This is a genomic window from Microbacterium sp. Soil_C_42 (genome assembly GCF_057656735.1).
In genome coordinates this window covers 36,463-55,998 of the sequence record NZ_JBDGJU010000022.1, presented here as the reverse complement: position 1 = coordinate 55,998, position 19,536 = coordinate 36,463, and the positions used below count along the sequence as shown (strand labels likewise).

General features: G+C 71.2%; 19 protein-coding genes. 6 read left to right on the top strand and 13 right to left on the bottom strand.

All coding sequences use genetic code 11. The features are described from left to right. Nucleotides 1–152: 152 nt before the first annotated feature. Entirely contained in the window at nt 153–1,433 is a 1,281-nt protein-coding gene (locus tag AC3A46_RS13330) for an ABC transporter substrate-binding protein (RefSeq protein ID WP_487665616.1), read from the bottom strand. A 307-nt stretch (nt 1,434–1,740) separates the two neighbouring features. On the opposite strand from AC3A46_RS13330, the gene AC3A46_RS13325 reads away from it, so the two are divergent. The 3 genes from AC3A46_RS13325 to AC3A46_RS13315 are packed head-to-tail and all read left to right on the top strand — an operon-like array spanning nt 1,741 to nt 4,582. Further along, on the top strand, nt 1,741–1,950 hold the full coding sequence (locus AC3A46_RS13325; RefSeq protein WP_045297059.1) for a heavy-metal-associated domain-containing protein: 210 nt from the start codon (nt 1,741–1,743) through the stop codon (nt 1,948–1,950). Beyond that, nucleotides 1,947–4,241 carry a heavy metal translocating P-type ATPase gene (locus AC3A46_RS13320; RefSeq protein ID WP_487665615.1) on the top strand — a complete coding sequence of 765 codons (2,295 nt, stop codon included), beginning with the start codon at nt 1,947–1,949 and terminating at the stop codon, nt 4,239–4,241. The genes AC3A46_RS13325 and AC3A46_RS13320 overlap by 4 nt, the downstream gene beginning before the upstream one ends. 11 nt (nt 4,242–4,252) lie before the next feature. Continuing rightward, complete coding sequence (locus tag AC3A46_RS13315; protein ID WP_487665614.1) at nt 4,253–4,582, top strand: metal-sensitive transcriptional regulator; 330 nt, start codon at nt 4,253–4,255, stop codon at nt 4,580–4,582. Between the two features lie 3 nt (nt 4,583–4,585). Here AC3A46_RS13315 and rarD read toward each other — a convergent pair whose 3' ends face one another. Next, nucleotides 4,586–5,530, bottom strand: a complete 945-nt coding sequence (gene rarD, locus AC3A46_RS13310) for an EamA family transporter RarD (RefSeq protein ID WP_487665627.1) — start codon at nt 5,528–5,530, stop codon at nt 4,586–4,588. A 380-nt stretch (nt 5,531–5,910) separates the two neighbouring features. Beyond that, a complete protein-coding gene (gene groES / locus AC3A46_RS13305) occupies nt 5,911–6,207 on the bottom strand; it encodes a co-chaperone GroES (RefSeq protein WP_045275440.1) in 297 nt (98 codons plus the stop codon). A 161-nt stretch (nt 6,208–6,368) separates the two neighbouring features. Here groES and AC3A46_RS13300 point away from each other — a divergent pair, with 161 nt between their 5' ends. Next, nucleotides 6,369–7,556: a THUMP-like domain-containing protein gene (locus AC3A46_RS13300; RefSeq protein ID WP_487665613.1), complete on the top strand. Its 1,188-nt coding sequence runs from the start codon at nt 6,369–6,371 to the stop codon at nt 7,554–7,556. 6 nt (nt 7,557–7,562) lie between these two features. On the opposite strand, the gene AC3A46_RS13295 is transcribed toward AC3A46_RS13300, so the two are convergent. The 9 genes from AC3A46_RS13295 to coaA all read right to left on the bottom strand — a co-directional run bounded on the left by AC3A46_RS13295 (nt 7,563) and on the right by coaA (nt 15,857). After that, complete coding sequence (locus AC3A46_RS13295) at nt 7,563–8,018, bottom strand: hypothetical protein (protein WP_487665612.1); 456 nt, start codon at nt 8,016–8,018, stop codon at nt 7,563–7,565. 290 nt (nt 8,019–8,308) lie between these two features. Continuing rightward, on the bottom strand, nt 8,309–9,376 hold the full coding sequence (gene tsaD / locus AC3A46_RS13290; RefSeq protein WP_487665611.1) for a tRNA (adenosine(37)-N6)-threonylcarbamoyltransferase complex transferase subunit TsaD: 1,068 nt from the start codon (nt 9,374–9,376) through the stop codon (nt 8,309–8,311). Continuing rightward, complete coding sequence (rimI, locus tag AC3A46_RS13285; RefSeq protein ID WP_487665610.1) at nt 9,373–9,858, bottom strand: ribosomal protein S18-alanine N-acetyltransferase; 486 nt, start codon at nt 9,856–9,858, stop codon at nt 9,373–9,375. The genes tsaD and rimI overlap by 4 nt, the downstream gene beginning before the upstream one ends. Then, the gene (gene tsaB / locus AC3A46_RS13280) at nt 9,855–10,514 is read right to left on the bottom strand and encodes a tRNA (adenosine(37)-N6)-threonylcarbamoyltransferase complex dimerization subunit type 1 TsaB (protein WP_487665609.1); all 660 of its coding nucleotides are present in this window, start codon (nt 10,512–10,514) and stop codon (nt 9,855–9,857) included. Before tsaB ends, rimI begins: the two co-directional genes overlap by 4 nt. 238 nt (nt 10,515–10,752) lie before the next feature. Continuing rightward, a complete protein-coding gene (gene tsaE / locus AC3A46_RS13275) occupies nt 10,753–11,199 on the bottom strand; it encodes a tRNA (adenosine(37)-N6)-threonylcarbamoyltransferase complex ATPase subunit type 1 TsaE (protein WP_487665626.1) in 447 nt (148 codons plus the stop codon). A gap of 104 nt (nt 11,200–11,303) precedes the next feature. Next, a complete protein-coding gene (gene alr / locus AC3A46_RS13270) occupies nt 11,304–12,428 on the bottom strand; it encodes an alanine racemase (protein WP_487665608.1) in 1,125 nt (374 codons plus the stop codon). Next, complete coding sequence (locus tag AC3A46_RS13265) at nt 12,425–12,805, bottom strand: holo-ACP synthase (protein WP_487665607.1); 381 nt, start codon at nt 12,803–12,805, stop codon at nt 12,425–12,427. Before AC3A46_RS13265 ends, alr begins: the two co-directional genes overlap by 4 nt. A gap of 101 nt (nt 12,806–12,906) precedes the next feature. Then, nucleotides 12,907–14,757: a glutamine--fructose-6-phosphate transaminase (isomerizing) gene (gene glmS, locus AC3A46_RS13260; protein WP_487665606.1), complete on the bottom strand. Its 1,851-nt coding sequence runs from the start codon at nt 14,755–14,757 to the stop codon at nt 12,907–12,909. Nucleotides 14,758–14,903: 146 nt separating this feature from the next. Beyond that, the gene (gene coaA / locus AC3A46_RS13255; protein ID WP_487665605.1) at nt 14,904–15,857 is read right to left on the bottom strand and encodes a type I pantothenate kinase; all 954 of its coding nucleotides are present in this window, start codon (nt 15,855–15,857) and stop codon (nt 14,904–14,906) included. Nucleotides 15,858–16,032: 175 nt separating this feature from the next. Between coaA and AC3A46_RS13250 the strand changes: the two genes are divergently transcribed. Together AC3A46_RS13250 and AC3A46_RS13245 are read left to right on the top strand one after the other, a co-directional pair. Next, the gene (locus AC3A46_RS13250; RefSeq protein WP_487665604.1) at nt 16,033–17,520 is read left to right on the top strand and encodes a peroxidase family protein; all 1,488 of its coding nucleotides are present in this window, start codon (nt 16,033–16,035) and stop codon (nt 17,518–17,520) included. A gap of 80 nt (nt 17,521–17,600) precedes the next feature. Continuing rightward, entirely contained in the window at nt 17,601–18,545 is a 945-nt protein-coding gene (locus tag AC3A46_RS13245) for a Ppx/GppA phosphatase family protein (protein WP_487665603.1), read from the top strand. Between the two features lie 9 nt (nt 18,546–18,554). Here the strand turns inward: AC3A46_RS13245 and AC3A46_RS13240 are convergent, their stop codons facing one another. Beyond that, complete coding sequence (locus AC3A46_RS13240; protein WP_487665602.1) at nt 18,555–19,316, bottom strand: TetR/AcrR family transcriptional regulator; 762 nt, start codon at nt 19,314–19,316, stop codon at nt 18,555–18,557. Between the last annotated feature and the right edge of the window lie 220 nt (nt 19,317–19,536).

The following is a 19,536-nucleotide window of genomic DNA, read 5'->3' as shown; positions in this document are numbered from 1 at the left end:
TGAACGACCCGAAGGTCACGGAGCTCTACCTGGGCACGCTCGGCAAGTAGCGGTCACAGCGCCTACGAGGGAGGGGAAGCCGAGCGGGCCGTCGGACCACACGCGGAACGGCCCCGGGTCCGAGGACCCGGGGCCGTTCACATCTGGGACGATCAGCCCTCGTACGGGACGTACTTGTTGTCGTCGCCGAACTGGTAGATGCCGATCGACGCCTCGGTCGGGTCGCCGACCTCGTCGAAGGTGATCGGGCCGGAGATGCCGTCGTAATCGGCGACACCGCCGTCCACGATGATGGCCGCGCACTCGGCGTACGTGGTGCACTTCTCACCCTCGCCGGAGCCGCCCGAGACCTCGATGAGCTTCTCGGCGATCGCGGTTCCGTCGGTCGACTGCGCCGCCAGGGCGGCCAGCGCGATCAGGATCGTGGCGTCGTAGGACTCCGCCGCGTAGGTGAACTCGGTGAGCGGCGCGTTGCCCTCGCCCTCGTTGAACTCCTGCAGCGCGTCGGTGAAGTCCGTGATCGCGTCGAGCGACAGGCCCGGGAACGTTCCCTTGGCGCCCGTCAGCGAGCCCGCCGGGAACTGCTCGCCGAAGTTGGCGAGGTTGCCGTCGACGAAGTACAGGTCCTCCGCGGGATACTGACCGAACAGGCTGGGCAGGATCGTCTTGACCTCTTCGAACGTGATCAGGGCGATCGCGTCGGGGTCGGCCGCGAGGACCTCCGAGATCTGCGCGTCGAAGCTCGTGTCACCCGTGTTGTAGGTGGGAGCCGCGACGACCTCGCCGCCGGCGGCCTCGAAGGCCTCGGTGACGTACTTGGCCAGACCGGTGCCGTACGAGTCGTTCAGCACGATCATGCCGAGCGTCTGGTGGCCGTCCTCGGCGATGAGGTTGCCGAGCACCTCGCCCTGCAGGACGTCCGACGGAGCGGTGCGGAAGTACAGTCCGTTGTCGTCGTAGGTCGTGAACGCGTCGGACGTGTTCGCCGGCGAGAACTGGATGACTCCGGCACCGGTGACCTGGTCGATGAACTGCAGCGACGTGCTCGACGACGCGGCACCGAGGATGGCGGAGACGTCCTCGCCGAGCAGGCGCGGGATCTCGGTCTCGTAGGCCTTGTTGTCGGTGTCACCGGAGTCGCCGTACTCGACGTCGAGGGTGAGTCCCGTATCGGCGCTCGCCTCGTTGATCTGCGAGACCGCGTACGCGACGCCGGCCTCCTCGGGCGGGCCGAGGAACGCGAGGTTGCCCGTCTGGGGAAGTGCCGTGCCGATCTTGAGGCTCAGCTCCTCGACGGGACCTGCGCTCTCGCTGGCCTCGCCACCGGTGTCGCCACCGCCGCCGGAACAACCGGCGAGGACGAGGGCGCTGGCGCCGATGAGCGCGATGCCACCGAGGACGGTGGTCGTGCGCGAGCGGGTGAAGACGCTCATGTTGCTCCTTGCTGTGCGATTACAACGGGAACGGCTCGGGCGCCGACCCAGTGCACTAAACCTAATCGCCGTCAAGCGTCGCCAATGTTGCCTTTCGTTAACGATCTGTAACAGCTTGAAAACCGTGATCGGACCGTAATTCCAGACGCTCGCAGGGCTCCTCCGCTGTGGATAACTCGCCGGCCCGTTCGCGAGCGCCGCCGGAACGGAATCCGCGTCCCGCGCCGGCCCCCCATACCCCTTGTGGGTATACACTGGAGCGACCGGGTACCCCTGAGGGGTATCCACACGACCCAGAGGAGAAATCATGGCTGAGGCCGAGTACACGGTGACGGGAATGAGCTGCGGGCACTGCGAGGCGTCCGTGCGCGGCGAGGTGTCGAAGCTCGAGGGCGTCCAGGACGTCCAGGTGAGCGCGGCCGCCGGCACGCTCAAGATCGTCTCCGCCGCCGAGCTCGCCGACGACGCCGTCATCGCGGCCGTCGACGAGGCCGGCTACAGCGCGGTCCGCGCATGAGCGAGGCCTCGATCCCCGCCGCCCGGTTCGAACTCGAGATCGGCGGGATGACGTGCGCGTCGTGCGCCGCGCGGATCGAGAAGCGGCTGAACCGGATGGACGGGGTCGAGGCATCCGTCAACTACGCCACCGAGAAGGCGTTCGTCACGGCTCCCACGGGACTGGACCCGCAGGCGCTCATCGAGGAGGTCGAGAAGACCGGGTACACGGCCGCGCTCCCCGCGCCGCCGGCGACCGAGTCCCCGACGGAGGAGCCCGCCGACCCGGAGCTCACGAGCCTCCGGCAGCGCCTCATCGGGTCGATCGTGCTGTCGGTGCCGGTGATCCTTCTGGCGATGATCCCGGCCCTGCAGTTCACCTACTGGCAGTGGGCGTCGCTGGCGCTCGCGGCGCCGGTGGTCGTGTGGGGCGCGTGGCCGTTCCATCGTGCCGCCTGGATCAACCTGCGCCACGGCGCGGCCACGATGGACACGCTGATCTCGCTCGGCGTCTCTGCGGCGTTCCTGTGGTCGCTGTACGCGCTGTTCTTCGGCCACGCGGGCATGCCGGGCATGACCCACACGTTCGAGTGGTCCGTCTCTCCGGAGGGCGGCGCGGGCGACATCTACCTCGAGGTCGCCGCCGGCGTCACGACGTTCGTGCTCGCGGGCCGGTACTTCGAGCAGCGGTCGAAGCGCCGCGCGGGTGCCGCGCTGCGGGCCCTCCTCGAGATCGGCGCGAAGGACGTCGCGGTGCTCCGCGCGTCCGGCGACGGCGTCGCCGAGGTGCGCGTGCCGGTCGCCGACCTCCGCGTCGGCGAGGAGTTCGTCGTGCGGCCCGGCGAGAAGATCGCGACCGACGGGGTCGTGACCTCCGGCACCTCCGCCGTCGACGCCTCGATGGTGACAGGCGAATCGGTCCCCGTCGAGGTCTCCCCCGGCGATGCGGTCGTCGGCGCCACCGTCAACGCGGGCGGCCGGCTGGTGGTGCGCGCGACGCGCGTCGGCGACGACACGCAGCTCGCGCAGATGGCGCGGCTCGTCGAAGACGCCCAGTCGGGCAAGGCCAAGGTGCAGCGCCTGGCCGATCGCATCTCGGGCGTGTTCGTCCCGATCGTGCTGCTGATCTCGCTCGGCACGCTCGTGGCCTGGCTCCTCACGGGCGCCCCGGCTTCCATGGCCTTCACCGCGGCCGTCGCCGTGCTCATCATCGCGTGCCCATGCGCGCTTGGGCTCGCGACCCCCACCGCCCTGCTCGTCGGCACCGGCCGCGGCGCGCAGCTCGGCATCCTCATCAAGGGGCCGGAGGTGCTCGAGTCCACGCGCACCGTCGACACGGTCGTGCTCGACAAGACCGGCACCGTCACGAGCGGACGCATGTCGCTCATCGACGTCGTGGTCACCGGATCCGCCCCGCCGCACACGAACCAGGCGTCCGCGGCGCGCGCCGAGCTGCTGCGTCTCGCGGGCGCCCTGGAGCACGCCTCCGAGCACCCGATCGCGCAGGCGATCGCCCGCGCCGCGACCGCCGAGGCCGGAGACCTGCCGCCGGTCGAGTCGTTCCAGAACGTGCCGGGCAAGGGCGTCTCGGGCGTCGTGGAGGGGCACGCAGTGCTCGTCGGCCGCGAAGTCCTGCTCGCCGACTGGGCACTGACCCTCCCCGACGACCTGGCTGCCGCGAAAGCCGCGGCCGAGGCGCTGGGCCGCACCCCGGTCCTCGCCGCGTGGGACGGCGCGGTGCACGGCCTTCTCGTCGTCGCCGACCAGGTCAAGCCCACGAGCCGCGAGGCAGTGCGGCAGCTGAAGGCCCTCGGCCTGTCGCCGGTGCTCCTCACGGGCGACAACGCCGCCGCGGCACAGGCCATCGCCGACGAGGTCGGCATCGAGCGCGTGATCGCCGAGGTGCTTCCGCAGGACAAGGTCGCCGTCGTGACCGAGCTCCAGAGCGAGGGCCGCGTCGTAGCGATGGTCGGCGACGGCGTGAACGACGCCGCCGCCCTCGCCCAGGCCGACCTCGGTCTGGCGATGGGAACCGGGACGGATGCCGCGATCGAGGCATCCGACATCACCCTGGTCCGCGGGGATCTGCGCAGCGCGGCCGACGCGATCCGTCTCTCGCGCGCGACCCTCCGCACGATCAAGGTCAATCTGTTCTGGGCCTTCGCGTACAACGTGGCCGCGATCCCGCTGGCGGCGCTGGGCCTGTTGAACCCTATGATCGCCGGAGCGGCGATGGCGTTCTCGAGCGTCTTCGTCGTGGGCAACAGCCTGCGCCTGCGTCGCTTCCGCAGCCTCTCGACCGCTCACCGTTGAAGGAGCCCGACATGACCGACACCACCCTCGAGCACGCGCACTCCGACTCCGCCGAGCACTCCCACCACGGCTACATCACCGATAAGGACAAGTACCTCAATCGCCTCAAGCGCATCGAGGGCCAGGCCCGCGGCATCCACAAGATGGTCGAGGACGAGAAGTACTGCATCGACATCCTCACGCAGATCAGCGCGCTGACCTCCGCACTCGAAGCCGTCGCCGTGGGTCTGCTGGACGACCACCTGCGCCACTGCGTGGTGGATGCTGCGCGCCTGGGCGGCGCCGAGGCCGACGCCAAGATCACCGAGGCCACGCAGGCCATCGCCCGCCTGGTGCGCTGAGCGCTACGCCGCGACGCGGCTGCGGCGGGCGTGGATGACCGAATCGACCGTGAGCACGGTCAGCGCGACCCACACGAGCCCGAAGCCGATCCAGCGCTCGAGGGGCATCGGCTCCCCCAGCACGAGCCAGCCCACGAGGAACTGCAGCACCGGTGCGACGAACTGCAGCAGCCCGATGGTCGTGAGCGAGACACGGCGCGCGCCGGCGGCGAAGAGCAGGAGCGGCACCGCGGTGATGACGCCGGTCAGGCTGAGGAGCACGGTGTGCTGCCAGCCTTCCGAGCCCATCGTCAGTCCCTCGGTCGCGCCGACGATCACGAGCACGACCACCGCGATCGGGGTGAGCCACAGCGTCTCGAGGGTCAGCCCGCTCACGGCGTCGACCGACGGGCCGACCTTCTTCTTCACGAGGCCGTAGACGCCGAAGGATGCTGCGAGCGTGAGCGCGATCCACGGGAAGGCGCGGTAGCCGATCACGATCACTGCGACCGCCGCCGCGGCGATGCCGATGGCGACCCACTGCGTCGGCCGCAGCCGCTCGCGCAGCACGAGCACGGCGAGCAGGACCGTCGCGATCGGGTTGATGAAGTAGCCCAGGCTGGTCTCGATCACGTGACCGTTCAGGGCGCCGTAGATGAACACCTGCCAGTTGACGTAGATCAGGAGGCCCGCGATCACGGTGAGACCGAGCACCCTCGGCTGCCGGAAGATCGCCGCGAGTCGCGACCACGTGCGGGTCACCGTGAGCAGCAGCGCGCAGAAGACCAGCGACAGCAGGATGCGCCACGCCACGATCTCCCACGGCCCGGTGGGCGCCAGGAGCAGGAAGTACAGCGGCAGGAAGCCCCACAGCAGGTACGCGGAGAACGTGAAGACCCCGCCGAGCCGGCGCTCCCGGGTCTCAGCCGCATCGGACGCGGCCCTGCGCGTCCCGGTGGTGACGCCCAGGTCGAGCGCCGTCGAGTCGTCGAGCCCGTCCGCCACGTCGCGATCGGGAAGGGCAGACTGCTCGTGACTCACCGAGTCAGCCTACGCCCGCCCCGCCCCGCCCCGCCCCGCCCCGCCCCGCCGCGGCCCGCCCCGGCGCGGCCCGCAGCCGCAGGGCCGCAGCATCCGCTCTCCGTCGTCCGTGGCGTCATCCCTGCCACCGTCGGACGACCCGGTCCTCCCCCCGCATCGCCTCGCTGCTCCGCAGTCACTCTTGGCGGGTTGCAAGGCCTCGGCTCCCGCCCTTTGTGACTGCGGAGCACGTCGTGTCGTGCCCGCGGACGACGAAAGGGCCGGATGCCGAAGCATCCGACCCTTTCGGTACGCGCAGTGCGCGGAACTCAGCGAACGACGACCGCGAGGACGTCGCGAGCCGACAGGACGAGGAACTCGTCGCCGCCGAACTTGACCTCGGTCCCGCCGTACTTGCTGTAGATCACGCGGTCGCCGACGGCGACGTCAAGCGGGATGCGGTTGCCGTTGTCGTCGATACGACCCGGGCCCACCGCAACGACCTCGCCCTCCTGGGGCTTCTCCTTGGCGGTGTCGGGGATGACCAGACCGCTGGACGTGGTCTGCTCGGCCTCGACCTGCTTGATGACGATGCGGTCCTCGAGCGGCTTGATGGAAACCGACACGGTCTACCTCTTCTTTCTTGAGACTAAGACTCGTTAGCACTCTGACGTTGAGAGTGCTTACGTCAGTCTAGGCAACGGGCTGGCACTCATGCAACGTGAGTGCCAATGAGTCGTCACACGGATCGGTGCCCACGCGGCCGCGCGCGCCGTAGGCTCGGCGGGTGGAACTGTCCGAACTCGAAGCGCTCCTGACACCCGAGGGCCTGCGCCTGCTCGATGCGATGCCGCCGGTGGACTCCTCCGACGATGTCGCGCGCACCGTGACGCGGCTGCGCCGCGACGGCCACTCCCCCGACCTCGTCTCGGCGGTCGTCGGCCAGGCACGCCTCCGCACGCGCGCGCGGGCGAAGTTCGGCGATCTGGCGGAGCGGATGCTGTTCACCCGCGCCGGTCTCGAACAGGCGACGCGGCTCGGCATCGCTGCCCGCCACGCAGCGCGGTTCCGCGACGCGGGCTTCGCGCGGGTCGCCGACCTCGGCTGCGGCATCGGCGGGGACGCCCTCGGGCTCGCCGGGCTCGGCCTGCGCGTGACGGCGGTCGACGCCGACGAGGTCACCGCCGGCATCGCCGCCTACAACCTCGCACCGTTCGGCGCGGACGCCGAGGTGCGTCTCGGCACGGCGGAGGACGCCGACCTCGACGGCATCGAGGCCGTGTGGCTCGACCCGGCACGCCGCACCGCCGGGCACTCCGAGACGGCGCGCACGCGCCCGGAGGACTGGTCGCCCTCGCTCGACTGGGTCTTCGACCTCGCGCGTCGCATGCCCGCCGGCGTGAAGCTCGGCCCCGGCCTCGACCGCGATCTCATCCCCGACGACGTCGAGGCCCAGTGGGTGAGCGCGGACGGCTCGACGATCGAGCTCGTGCTGTGGTCGGGCGCGCTCGCGCGCCCCGGCGTGCGCCGCGCTGCGCTCGTCATCCGCGGCGAGAAGGCTCACGAGATGACGGCGGAGACGGATGCTGCGGACGAACCCGTCCGCGACCTCGGCGCCTTCCTGCACGAGCCCGATGGCGCCGTCATCCGCGCGCGCCTGATCGGCGACGTCGCCCGCACGCTCGAGGCGGGGATGCTCGACGAGCACATCGCCTACCTCACCTCGGACGCCGCCCTCACGTCACCGTTCGTCTCGACGTTCCGCGTGCGAGAGGTGCTGCCCGCCGACGAGAAGGCTCTGGGCAAGGCCCTGCGCGAGCGCGACATCGGCCGCCTCGAGATCAAGAAGCGGGGCGTGGACGTGGACCCCGCCGCCCTCCGCACGCGCCTGAAGCTCCGCGGCTCGGCGGCCGCGACCCTCCTCCTCACGAGGATCGGCACCCGCCGCACCGCGATCCTCGCCGACCGCGTCTGACGCGGATCAGCCGATGATGTCGGCGCGCGCCGCGGCGTAGAGGAGCCAGCCGGCGCTGTAGAGGATCGACAGCGTTCCGAGCACGATCGCCCAGACGGCCACCGCGCGGCTTTCGAGCGGACGGCGCAGCGCGATGATCGCGGACACGATCGCGACCAGCCCGATCGGGAAGCCCCAGCCGACGAACATCGACACGAGGAGCCCGAGGATCGCGAAGCCGAGCGCCCAGCCCGCGAGCCCGCGGTGCAGCAACGAGTCCGATGCCGTCCACGACGCGGCGTCGGGCGTGAACTCGCTGCCCGGCTCTGCCGGTGCGGTCTCCACCGTGACGGCGACCGGCGCCGTCGGCAGCCGGAGGAACCCTCCGCGGTGAGCCCCCGGCAGCGGCGACGCGTCCTGCGCGAGGTCGACGTCGGGCGACACCGAGGTCACGGTCGCCCCGGCCGGCCGAGCCGGTGCCACCGGTGGAACAGACGCTGAGGTCTCCGAAGTCGCCGAGTCGAGGTCGCCCGGATCCTCGGGGCGTTCCGTCGCTGCGTGTGGACGCGCAGGCTCGCCCGACGCGCGGGATGCGGCGTCGGGTCCATCCACTCCATCCGAAGTTCCCGCTCGTTGAGCGGAGGGCGCTCTGGCGCCCGCAGTCGAAACGCCTGCCGCATCCGCAGGCGTCGATTCGAGATCGGCCTGATCAGTCCCGGGCGTCGCGACCTCGGGCGTCCCGGCGTCGCCGGGCTGCGGCATCCGTTCGTCCGTCATGCCGACTCCGCGACCTGGATCTCCGTGACCGGAAGGGTCGAGTCCGCGCCGAACTCGAGAGTCGAGGGCGCGCGGCCCGACATGATGAGCTCGGAGGTCAGCGCCGCGATCATCGCACCGTTGTCGGTGCACAGCGACAGCGGCGGGATGCGCACGGTGACGCCTTCGGCGGCGCCGCGCTCGAGGGCGACGTCGCGCAGGCGGCGGTTGGCGATGACGCCGCCGCCCAGCAGCAGGCGCGGCACGCCGTGGTCGCGGCACGCGGCGAGGGCCTTGGTGACGAGCACGTCGACGACGGCCTCGCGGAAGCTCGCGGCGACGTCGGCGACCGGCACCGGCTCGCCCACCGCCTCGCGCTGCTCGACCCAGCGGGCGACCGCCGTCTTGAGCCCCGAGAACGAGAAGTCGTAGCGGTGCTTCGCCATGTCCGAAGCGCGCGAAAGCCCGCGCGGGAACGGGATGGCCTTCGGATCACCGGATGCTGCGGCCCGGTCGATCTCGGGACCCCCGGGGTATGGCAGCCCGAGCAGGCGCGCGACCTTGTCGAAGGCCTCGCCGGCGGCGTCGTCCATGGTCTCGCCGAGGAGCTCGACGTCGGTGGTGAGGTCGCGGACCAGCAGTAGCGAGGTGTGCCCGCCCGAGACGAGCAGCGCGACGGTCGGGTACTCGAGCGGCGGCGCGTCGGCGTCGAGGATGTCGGCGGCGATGTGCCCGACGAGGTGGTTGACGGCGTAGAGGGGCTTCTCGAGCGACACCGACAGCGCCTTGGCGGCGCCCACGCCGACCATCAGCGCGCCGGCGAGCCCCGGCCCCGACGTCACGGCCACGGCGTCGAGATCGGCGAGCGCGACGCCCGACTCAGCGAGCGCCGCTTCGATCGACGGCTGCAGCGCCTCGAGATGCGCCCGCGCGGCGACCTCGGGCACGACGCCGCCGTAGCGGGCATGCTCGTCCATCGAGCTCGCGATCGTGTTCGACAGCAGGGTGCGGCCGCGCACGATCCCGATCCCGGTCTCGTCGCAGCTCGTCTCGATGCCGAGCACCAGCGGTTCGGCGCGGTTCACGTGCACACTCCTCCGTCCGCGTCGCGGCGGGCCCACCCGCGCAGGTCGAGCTTCATCACCACGGCGTCGACGTCGTCGGGCTGGTAGTAGCGGGGCTTGCGGCCGATCTCGGCGAAGCCCTCCGACACGTACAGCCCCTGGGCGACGGGGTTGTCGGCGCGCACCTCGAGGAACACGTCTGTCACGCCGCGGCGTGCGGCCTCCTCCAGCAGTGCGCGCAGCATCGCACGACCGCGGCCGCGGCCCCTCGACACCTCGGCGATCGCGATGGTCTGGACGTCGGCATCCCGCGCCCCGGCGATGGCGCGCAGTCCCGCGTACCCGACGAGGCGGCCGGCCTCCTCGTCGACGACGTACCAGCCGTGCGGCGAGGCGAGCTCTTCGCGCATCATGGCATCGGACCACGCGTCGGTCGGGAACGAGGTCCGCTCGAGCGTCATGATGGCGGCGAGGTCTTCGCCGGTCGCGGGGCGGAGGGTCACGAGCCCACCCGCTTCGGGGCGTGCGGGAGCGTCACGTCGGGCGAGCGCAGATAGAGCGCGTCGGCGGGGCCGATCGTGCGCCCGGCGGCGAGCGCGCGGGCCGCGGCGAGGCCGAGCATGCCCGCGGGGATGCGGTCGGCGTCGCGGCGCGCGGCACCGACGTTCGCGAGCACCCCGTCGAGTTCGTCGCGGGGCGCGAGCGCGGGCTCCGCGATGCGCACGGGCAGGCCGTCGTCGTCGAGCCCGCGGTAGAGCGTGTACGCGAACTCGCGGCGGCGCGCGTCGGTGACGACCGCGAACGTCTCGTCGGCGGCATCCTCGTATCCGCCCGTCAGCGCGTCGTGGATGAGCAGTTCGAGGGCGACCGCATCGTGGCTCGCGACCGGCACGACCGGCACGCCGCGCCCGAGGGCGAACGTGCGCGCCGCGGCGATGCCCACCCGCAGCCCGGTGAACGGGCCGGGTCCCATGCCCGCGGCGACATGCGTGACATCGGACGGGGAGACGGATGCCTCCGCCAGCGCCCGCTCGATCAGCGTGCCGATCACCTCGGCGTGGCCGCGCGGGTCTGCGCTCTCGACCTGGGAGCGGATCACGCCGTCCGGCTCGACCACCGCCACCGCGGAGCCGAGGGACGTGTCGATGCCGAGGATCACCCTTCCAGGGTAGTCGGGCGCGATGGGAGCCTCTCCGCCCGCCCCTCCCCGCCTCCTCATTTGAGGACCAGGGCCGAATCGAGGAGCCGAACCGGTGGTGCGATCCGCATCTCGGCACGCATCCTCAATTGAGGGCCGGACGCGGGGGGACCCATCGCCCGTCAACCCGGCACGCATCCTCAATCGAGGGCGGGAGTGGACGTCATTGAGGGCGGGGGATGTTGCGAGCCGACGCCGGCTAGGGGTGCCGGGTGATCTTCACCCGGCGGGGGGTGTCGGCGTCGAGGTCGGCCTCGTGGGCGGTGGTGCCGCACGCGTCGTCGACGCCGTGGCCGTGCCACTCGCGTTCGAGCTCGACCTCCCACCACCGCTCGCGCAGGCCGTCGACAAGGCCGCGGCCCCACTCCACGATCACGACGGAGCCGTCGAAGTCGATGTCTAGGTCGTCGAGCTCGGCCGCCGAGCCCAGGCGGTAGGCGTCGACGTGCACGAGCGGCGCTCCGCCCGAGAGCGACGGGTGCGTCCGGGCGAGCACGAACGTCGGGCTCTGGATGGGTCCGCGCACGTCGAGCCCCCGGCCGATGCCGCGGGTGAGGGTGGTCTTGCCCGCGCCGAGCGGACCGGTGAGCACCACCATGTCGCCGGGGCGCAGCATCCGTCCCATCTCTTCGCCGAGTGCCTCCATCGCGTCGGGCGAGGTGATCTCGCGCGTGCCGACGAGGGCGTCCAGACCTTGTGCCGCGGTGTCCACGCCCGGTGCAACACCGGGGACGTCGCCTTCGTTCCCGCTCACTCCGACACCTGCCGGCGGGGCACGCGGGCTCCGATGCGCGTGACGACCTCGTAGTTGATGGTGCCCGCGGCCTCCGCCCAGTCGGTCGCCGCCGGCACCCCGAGGGTCGGGTCTCCGAACAGCACGGCCGTGTCGCCCACGGCAACGGGAGCGTCGCCCACGTCGACGACGAACTGGTCCATCGCGATGCGGCCCGCCACGGTGAACCGCCGCCCGCCGATCACGACGGGCCCGGCGCCCGACGCCTGGCGCGGCACGCCGTCGGCGTAGCCGAGCGGCACGAGCGCGAGGGTCGTCTCGCGCTCGGCGCGGTAGTCGTAGCCGTACGACACGCCCTTGCCGGCGGGCACGCGTCGCACGGCGGCCACCGCGCCGCGCAGGGTCATCGCCGGGCGTAGGCCGAGATCCGCCGAGGTGCGGTCGTCGAACGGCGAGAGTCCGTAGATCCCGATGCCGATGCGCACGCAGCCGAGGCGCGATTCGGGGAGGTCGATCGCGGCGTGCGTCGCCGCGATGTGCCGCAGCGGCGGTGCGAGACCGAGCGAGGCGGCCGCGGCGACGCCGTCGTCGAAGGCGCGCAGCGCCGCGCGGTCGTCTTCGGTCGATGCGTTCGAGAGGTGGCTGAACAGCGCGATGACGCGGACGCGGCCGATCCGCTCGAGGCGCGCCACCTCGGCGAAGACCACGCGGTAATCCTCGGGCGCGATGCCGTTGCGCGAGAGCCCGGTCTCGAGCTTGAGGTGCACCCCGACGGGACGATCGGCGGATGCCGCGGCCGCCGCCTTCTGCAGCTGGTCGAGGCTCGAGATGCCGAGTTCGATCCCCCGCGCGGCGGCTTCGGCGAAATCGGCGCCCGGAGCGTGCAGCCACGCGACGATCGACGCGTCGATGCCGGCGTGGCGGAGGGCCAGCGCCTCGGTGATGTCGGACACGCCGAGCCGCGACGCGCCGCCGGCGAGTGCCGCGAGCGCCGAGCGCACCGCGCCGTGTCCGTATCCGTCGGCCTTGACGACCGCGATGATCTCGGACCCGGTGAGCCGGCGGAGGTGCCGCACGTTGTCCTCGATCGCCCCGACGTCGATCAGGGCCTCGCGCAGGGCTCCGGCGGGCAGGCCGCTCACGCGCTCACCCCGGACTCGCCGGCGGGCACGGCCTCGGCGATGACGTACGCGGTCGCGAGGCCCGCGTCGTGCGAGAGCGACAGGTGCAGCGCCGTGATGCCGCGCTCCGCGACAACCGCGGCCGTCGATCCGCACAGCGAGAACACGGGACGACCGGATGCCTCGGACGCGATCTCGATCTCGGCCCAGTGCACCCCGTCAGAGCCGCCGAGCGCCTTGATGAGCGCCTCCTTGGCGGCGTACCGCGCGGCCTGCGAGTGCGGCTTGAGCTGCTGCTCCGCCTCCGAGAAGAGGCGCCGCAGCAGCTGCGGGGTGCGTTCGATCGTCCGCTCGAACCGAGGGATGTCGACGAGGTCGACGCCGATACCGACGATCATGTGGTCCTCCTGCGTGCTGCGGCCGCAGCATCCGCCACCCTATCGCGCGGGCGCGTCACCGCCGCCTGCCGCGCAGCGCACGGCAGGCGGAACGGATGCTGCTACTCGACCGTGACCGACTTCGCGAGGTTGCGGGGCTGGTCGACGTCGAGACCCTTGGCCGTGGCAAGGCCCATCGCGAAGATGTGCAGCGGCACCACGGCGAGCAGCGGCTCGAAGAACGGGCCGGCCAGCGGGATGCGGAGCACTTCGTCGGCCTTGGGCAGCACCGCCGCGTCGCCCTCTTCGGCGATCGCGATGACGCGGGCGCCGCGGGCGCGGATCTCCTCGATGCTCGAGATGACCTTCTTGTGCATCTCCGACGACTTGCGGGGCGACGGGACCACGACGAACACGGGCTGGCCGGGCTCGATGAGCGCGATCGGCCCGTGCTTGAGCTCGCCGGCGGCGAAGCCCTCGGCGTGGATGTACGCGAGCTCCTTGAGCTTGAGCGCGCCCTCGAGCGCGATCGGGAAGCCGACGTGGCGGCCGAGGAAGAGCACGGAGCGGGTGTCGGCCATCCAGCCGGCGAACTGCTCGATGTGCGCCTGCTCCCGCTCGAGGATCTGCGCGATCTTGCCGGGCACCGCCTCGAGCTCGCGCACGTGGTCGGCGGCGTCGGCCGCGCTGATCGTGCCGCGGACGCGGCCGATGTGCAGGGCCATGAGGTACAGCGCCGTGATCTGCGCGACGAACGCCTTGGTCGAGGCGACCGCGACCTCGGGGCCGGCGTGCGTGTAGACGATCGCGTCGGACTCGCGCGGGATCGTGGCGCCCTGGGTGTTGCAGACGGACAGGGTCTTCGCACCGTGCTCACGGGCGTACTTGACGGCCATGAGCGTGTCCATGGTCTCGCCGGACTGGCTGATCGAGACGACGAGGGTGTCGGGACCGATCACCGGGTCGCGGTAGCGGAACTCGTGGGCGAGCTCGACGTCGACGGGGATGCGCGTCCACTGCTCGATCGCGTACTTGCCGACCTGGCCCGCGTACGCCGCGGTGCCGCAGGCGATCACGATGATGCGCGAGACGCCGGCGAAGAGCTCGTCGAGTCCGTCGAGCTCGGGGATCACGATCTCACCGTCGCGGACGCGGCCGCGCAGCGTGTTGGCGACGGCCTCGGGCTCTTCCGAGATCTCCTTGGCCATGAACGACGACCAGCCGCCCTTCTCGGCGGCGGAGGCGTCCCACGTCACCTCGAACGGCTCGACCTCGACCGGGTTGCCGAAGAAGTCGGTGACGGTGACGGCCTCGGGGGTGATCGCGACGATCTGGTCCTGGCCGATCGCGAGGGCGTTGCGGGTGTGCTCGACGAACGCGGCGACGTCCGAGCCGAGGAAGTTCTCCCCCTCGCCGAGGCCGATCACGAGCGGCGAGTTGCGGCGGGCGCCGACGACGAGGCCCGGCTGGTCCTCGTGCATCGCGAGCAGCGTGAAGGCGCCCTCGAGGCGGGAGACCACAGCGCGGAATGCCGTGACGAGGTCGCCGGCACGCTGGTACTCGCGGCCGAGGAGCACGGCGGCCACCTCGGTGTCGGTCTCGCTGCGGAAGGTGAATCCGTCGGCGAGGAGCTCGTCCTTGAGTTCGGAGAAGTTCTCGATGATGCCGTTGTGGATCACGGCGAGCTTGTCGTCGTCGGCGAGGTGCGGGTGCGCGTTGCCGTCGGTCGGTCCGCCGTGCGTCGCCCAGCGGGTATGGCCGATGCCGGTCGTCCCGTCGGCGAGCGGGTGGGCGGCGAGGTCGTCGCGCAGCACCTTCAGCTTGCCGGCGCGCTTGCGCATCCCCAATCCGCCGTCGCCGTCGATCACGGCGATGCCCGCGGAGTCATAGCCGCGGTACTCGAGGCGCGAAAGGCCTGAGATCAGGACGGCCTGGCTCTGCCGCGGGCCCACGTATCCGACGATTCCACACATGCCGTCAATGGTAGGCGGCGGGTTTCGCTAAGAGCCCTTACGAATCCAGACTTCCCGCCCCACCCCGCTCGTCGAGCGAGCGAGGAACGCGGTCGTTGAGCGAGCCTGCGAGTCGAAACGCCCCGAACGCGGCCGCAGCCCGCGCGTCACAGCTTGCGCAGGAGCACCGTCTCCACGGTGTGGTCGGCCGCCTTCTGCAGCACGAGGTTCGCACGATGCCGCGTCGGGAGCACGTTCTCCTCGAGGTTCGGGAGGTTGATCGCGTTCCAGAAGCCGAGCGCGCGCTCCACGGCCTCTTCGTCCGACAGCTGCGCGAAGACGTTGAAGAACGACTTCGGGTTGCTGAAGGCGGCCCGGCGCAGGGCGAGGAAGCGGTCGACGTACCACTGCGCGATGTGGGAGGCATCCGCGTCGACGTAGATGGAGAAGTCGAACAGGTCGCTGACGGCGACGTCGTTCGGGGTGGGCGGCGGCTGCAGCACGTTGAGGCCCTCGACGATGACGATGTCGGGGCGGCGCACGGTGATGACGGCGTCGGGCACGATGTCGTACCGCATGTGCGAGTAGAACGGCGCCTTCACCTCGGGGGCGCCGCTCTTCACCTCGGTGAGGAACGACACGAGCGCGCGACGGTCGTACGACTCGGGGAAGCCCTTGCGCTCCATGAGGCCGCGGCGCTCGAGCTCGGCGTTCGGGTAGAGGAATCCGTCGGTCGTGACGAGCTCGACGCGGGGGGTTCCCGGCCAGCGCGAGGTGAGCTCGCGCAGCAGGCGCGCGATCGTCGACTTGCCCACGGCGACCGAGCCCGCGACGCCGACGATGAAGGGGGTGGTGGAGTCCGCCTCGCCGAGGAACGCAGACTCCTCCTGACCGAGGCGCTTGGTCGACTCCGCGTACAGCGACAGCAGGCGCGACAGCGGCACGTACACCTGCGCGACCTCGGCCATGTCGAGGCGGTCCCCGAGCCCGCGGATCTGCACGATCTCGGTCTCGGTGAGCGGCTGCGTCAGGCCCGACGCCAGGCGGGCCCAGTCGGCGCGGTCGATCTCGCGGTACAGCGAGAGTGCGGGGGCGACAGCGGTCGCTTCGTCGGCGGACATCGCGCCCATCGTAACCGCTGGCGCGGGAGATGACGGATGCTGCGGCCCACCGGAAGCCGCGCGCGGGCGCCGGCGCGCAGCATCCGTGGTGCCCATGTATCTCACGTCGACGGAGACCGCTCTCCCCCAGTGCGCGTCCGCGCGCGCAGGGGGAATCCGTTCGAAGGAGATGATCATGACCCGCCACGGCTCGTATCCGGTCGACATCGTGCCGCCCCGGTCGAAGTACTACGACTCGGGACGCTTCGGCCGCATGTTCGGCAAGCTGCCACCGTTCGCCGCCGACACCCCGGAGGTGCGCGCGGCCCTGCTCGACATCGGGAAGCCGGAGGGCGTCATGGACGCCCGCGACGACCTGGCAGCAGGTCCCGTGCAGCTCATCGTCGATCCCGCCTTGTCGCACGCCAACCGCAACAGCACGACGCATGTCGCCGGCGACACGTTCCTCGGCCAGTTCATCGACCACGACATCACGTTCGATCCGACGTCGAGCCTCGAGCGCCAGGCGGATCCCGAGTACATCTCGAACTTCCGCACCCCGAGCCTCGGCCTCGACAACGTGTACGGGTCGGGCCCGAACGCGTCGCCGTTCCTCTACGACCAGCAGGCCGGTCACGGCGTCACGATGCTCGTCGAGGAGTGCGGCACGCCGGGCAAGTCGGACCTCCCCCGCAACGCGCAGGGCGTCGCACTGATCGGCGATCCGCGCAACGACGAGAACCTCATCGTGTCGCAGCTGCAGACCGCGATGCTGAAGTTCCACAACTCCGTCGCCGAGCACGTCCGCACCGACTTGGGGATCACCGCGCCGGGCGAGCTGTTCGCCGAGACGCAGCGCATCGTCCGCTGGCACTACCAGTGGATCGTCGTGCAGGAGTTCCTCCGCAAGCTCTGCGGGTCGGCCGTCGTCGACGACGTGCTCCAGAAGGGGCGCAGGTTCTACGCCTGGCACAACGAGCCGTTCATCCCGGTGGAGTTCTCGGTCGCGGCCTACCGGTTCGGCCACAGCCAGATCCGTCCGTCGTACCGGGCGAACTTCACCGGCAACCCGGGCGGCACGCCGTTCTTCGGCATGATCTTCACGCCGGCCGGCGGCCCGGCGGGCGACCCCGACGACCTGTCGGGCGGATGCCGCGCCCCGCGCCGCTTCATCGACTGGCCGACGTTCTTCGACTTCGGCGACGGCAACGTGCGTCCGAACAAGAAGATCGACACCACCCTCTCGTCGGCGCTCTTCGCGCTGCCGGGCTCGGTCGTCGCCCGTCCGGACGCCGCGACGAATCCGGCGTCGCTCGCGCAGCGCAACCTGCTGCGGCACCTGACGTTCTCGCTGCCGTCGGGGCAGCGGGTCGCCCGGGCGATGAACCTGCCCGAGCTCGCGCGGCGCGACCTCGACGACCTCCAGCAGTACGGCATGGACGACCGCACGCCGCTGTGGTTCTACATCCTCCGCGAGGCCGACATCGTCGAAGACGGCGAGCGCCTGGGCCCGGTCGGCGCGCGGATCGTCGCCGAGGTGTTCCTCGGCCTTCTGCAGGGCGACCGCGCCTCTTACCTCGCGCAGGATCCGGATTGGCAGCCGTCCCTCCCGACGATCGACCCCGGTCGCACGGGCGACGACTTCCTGATGATCGACCTGCTCCGCTACGCCGGAGTCGCGTAGAGACGGGACACGGATGCCTCGGCCCGGCCGACCAGGCCGGGCCGAGGCATCCCTGTGTCCGGTACCGCTACTCTTCTTGCGTGCGCCTCGGAGTTCTCGACATCGGCTCGAACACCGTCCACCTGCTGGTCGCGAACGTCCGCCCCGGCGGCCGGCCGCTCGCCACGACGAGTCAGCGCACGGTGCTGCGCCTCATGCGCTACCTCGCGCCCGATGGCTCCATCACCGAGGAGGGCGTCACGGCGCTCGTCGCCGCGGTGACCGAGGCGCGCAGGATCGCGTCGGCCGAATCGGTCGACGAGCTGCTGGCCACCGCGACGAGCGCCGTCCGCGAGGCGAAGAACGGCCCCGAGGTGATCGCGCTCATCGAAGAGGCGCTGGGCCAGCCGCTGCAGGTCCTCGGCGGCGAGACCGAGGCGCGGTACACGTTCCTCGCGGTGCGGCGCTGGTTCGGGTGGGCGGCCGGGCAGATCCTCCTGTTCGACATCGGCGGCGGCTCACTCGAGATCGCGGCCGGAGCCGACGAACTGCCCGAGCAGGCAGCATCCGTCCCCCTCGGCGCGGGGCGCATGACGGTGCAGTTCCTTCCCGACGACCCGCCGGGCGAAGCAGCCGTCGAGCAGCTGCGCGACCACGCCCGCGCCACCCTCGCCCCGGTGGCCGCGTCGTTCGGCTCGCTCGCGAGGCCCGACCACGTGGTGGGCTCGTCGAAGGCGATCCGCTCGCTCGCGAAGCTGGTCGGCTATCCGGTTCCGGGCTGGTCGGGAATCGAACGGATGCTGCTCCCCCGCGCCTCACTCGGCTCGTGGATCCCGCGCCTGGCGCGCATCCCCGCGTCAGCGCGGCAGGAATTGCCCGGCATCACGCCGGACCGGACGTTCCAGATCGTCGCCGGCGCGGTCGTGCTGCACGAGGCGATGCGCGCGATGGACGTGGACGAGCTCGAGGTCTCGCCGTGGGCCCTGCGCGAAGGCGTGCTGCTGCGCTACATCGAGTCGCTCAGCTGGAGCGCGCCGAGCGCCTGAGCCCGCAGGCTACGCCTCGATCGCCTCGGTGTACGCGGTGTAGATGCCGTAGACCGCGATGCCGGCGAGGTGCCAGTCGCGCGGGCCCTCGGGCCCGAGGGCGGTGACGCGGGGGGCGTCGACCATTCCCGGGTTGATGCGGCGGTGATCGCTCATGCCGTCGACCATCGCCATGATCGCCACGGCGAGGTCGCGCTCGTCGACACCGTCGCGCATGCGGAGCCCGAAGGCGGCGTTGAGTCCCCGGTACGTCTCGGCCATGCGGGTCAGGTAGCGGTCCTCGATCTCCGACAGCAGGGCACGGACCTCCTCGCCGCCCGGCACGGCGTCGCCGCTGGAGAGCGCAGCCGACATCGCCCGGTAGGCCCGGAACGCCACCGTGTGCTCCACGGCGGTCATGTTGTGCGACACGGTGATCCGCAGCGCCTCGCGGAGCGCGACCTGCCGCCCCTCGGGAGTGCTCATCATCTGGGGGTCGCCGGCCACCGCATCCTCGAGGCGACGGAGCGTTTCGCCGTCGAACCCCTTGTCGAAGCCCGGATCCGCTTCGAACAGGGCGCGCACCAGGTCGGCGACGAACGCCACACGGTCGGGCCAGATGCGGAAGACGGTCGAGCGCGGCACGCCGGCGGTTCGGATCAGGTCCTCGAGCTCGATGTTGGCGTAGTCGAGCAGCAGACCTTCCTCTTTGACGCGGTCGACCGCGACCGCCAGCATGAGGGCTCGCGTCTCGCCGGCAGGCCGCCGCGATCGGGATTCGGGTTGCTCCACCTCTCGATTATCGTCCTCGGCGCGCTGTCCGGTAGGCCCCTTCGCCTCCGCAGAAACTCGCGGTGCCGGGTCCCCAGAACCCGGCACCGACTAGATCGAACACGACGGCATGGGGCCACCGGCAAGATCGGCGTGCAAGAGCCCCCCGACTCGTGCACGCGTTCCAGACTAGAGACTAGAAGTCTCATATCTCAAGTCGACTCGAGAATACGCGGCCACC

Excerpts from the sequence above, each read along its gene's own strand:
- AC3A46_RS13330 (WP_487665616.1), bottom strand. The coding sequence starts at position 1,433 with ATGAGCGTCTTCACCCGCTCGCGCACGACCACCGTCCTCGGTGGCATC.
- AC3A46_RS13325 (WP_045297059.1), top strand. The coding sequence starts at position 1,741 with ATGGCTGAGGCCGAGTACACGGTGACGGGAATGAGCTGCGGGCACTGC.
- AC3A46_RS13320 (WP_487665615.1), top strand. The coding sequence starts at position 1,947 with ATGAGCGAGGCCTCGATCCCCGCCGCCCGGTTCGAACTCGAGATCGGC.
- AC3A46_RS13315 (WP_487665614.1), top strand. The coding sequence starts at position 4,253 with ATGACCGACACCACCCTCGAGCACGCGCACTCCGACTCCGCCGAGCAC.
- tsaE (WP_487665626.1), bottom strand. The coding sequence starts at position 11,199 with ATGGAGGCACTCGGCGAAGAGATGGGACGGATGCTGCGCCCCGGCGAC.
- AC3A46_RS13265 (WP_487665607.1), bottom strand. The coding sequence starts at position 12,805 with ATGATCGTCGGTATCGGCGTCGACCTCGTCGACATCCCTCGGTTCGAG.
- glmS (WP_487665606.1), bottom strand. The coding sequence starts at position 14,757 with ATGTGTGGAATCGTCGGATACGTGGGCCCGCGGCAGAGCCAGGCCGTC.
- coaA (WP_487665605.1), bottom strand. The coding sequence starts at position 15,857 with ATGTCCGCCGACGAAGCGACCGCTGTCGCCCCCGCACTCTCGCTGTAC.
- AC3A46_RS13250 (WP_487665604.1), top strand. The coding sequence starts at position 16,033 with ATGACCCGCCACGGCTCGTATCCGGTCGACATCGTGCCGCCCCGGTCG.